Source organism: Gammaproteobacteria bacterium (assembly GCA_003696665.1).
Classification (GTDB): Bacteria; Pseudomonadota; Gammaproteobacteria; order Enterobacterales.
The window spans coordinates 1-1,278 of sequence record RFGJ01000088.1; the positions used below are offsets into that span (position 1 = coordinate 1).

Here is a 1,278-nt window from a genome sequence, read left to right on the forward strand (position 1 = left end):
CCCGGCCATTCTCAGCAAACAAATCAATGACACCCCAGAAAGCTCTCTGTGTGGCCTTGAAGCGATCAATTAAATATCCGTAGAACGACAACAGAGCTAAAATTGAAAATGCCAAAACCAATTGTAATTGGTGTGGGTGATCAGCTAGTTCATCTGTGCCCGCGCTCAAAACCATGACCCCGAGCAATGCGAACACGAACGCAGTACTTCTCATAAGCTTGGACTGCATTTCGTGCCCTCGCACAATCTGCAGGCTATCGGGATTATGTTTCATCAGCTGCAACTTGCTCCACTGGTAGGCATTCATGGCGAATTCTGCATCGTATCTGCCGAGATACATGGCTTTCAAACGCTCGGCGAGGATCACGGCGTAATCCGGATGACGGCCAAACAATATCCCGGAAACCTTCCGCAATATGGGATGCACACGTGCTTTTCCTCTGGCAAGGCGGAACCGGATTTGTCCCCAAGTCGATGCGTTCCTGAGCTTATCGTAAACCCTATCCAGCAACCTCGCCACAACAAAAACCAGATGCCCCAGGAAATAGGCAACAACCAAGAGCACATAGCCATTGTCCAAGTCGAGTGGTGCAAACGCCCCCACCCAATACGCAGACGCAAAAAAGACAAGAAACAATCCGGGCAATAATGTGGCCAGGAAATCAACCGTCTTATCAAAGAATCCAGTTAAATCAAACCTCATTGCCGCCCCCTATGTGGTTTAAGCATAGCATCAACACGAGGATCTGGTTCAAAACAGCGAATCGCATGCTAAGATGCTTTACCGATGCGCGAGGATCCGCCAAGCACTCATTGTAATGCATTTGTAGCCTGTGGATGATTCACTATTCCATTAGGACAACGAGCTCCATTATCTGCGCCGCCGCAACCAACGCGGGGGACGATTTTCGCCATGAGAAAAGATACTGAATACCGGACAACTCCAAAGGGTCAAAAATCCACGCGTGGTTCCAGTGTCAATTGAAGCGTCTTTGCTAATGCTTGCTACAGAGTTGGCTTGGCTTTGGCGTAATGATTAGCAGCCGACTGGTCTCTGATTGGACAGCTATTGGCGGAGTATTGGCAAGGCTTTGATCGAAAAACACGGGATTACGTTCGAGCATCTCCTATGGGCTAGAATGGCACTATCGGGAGCAGATTTACCGGGCCCGAAGGTCTGGAAAACCCATATAAGACAAGGCCTTCCCATATCCCACCACCCACTACGTTCAGGCCGAAACACTCTCATAACCCGAAGGTCGTCGGTTCAAATCCGGC

At 49.5% G+C, this 1,278-nt stretch carries 1 protein-coding gene; it reads right to left on the reverse strand.

Annotated features, from left to right (window positions below):
- A partial coding sequence (locus D6694_02940) for a hypothetical protein (protein RMH46876.1) occupies positions 1-703 on the reverse strand: 703 nt, incomplete at its 3' end.
- Between the last annotated feature and the right edge of the window lie 575 nt (positions 704-1,278).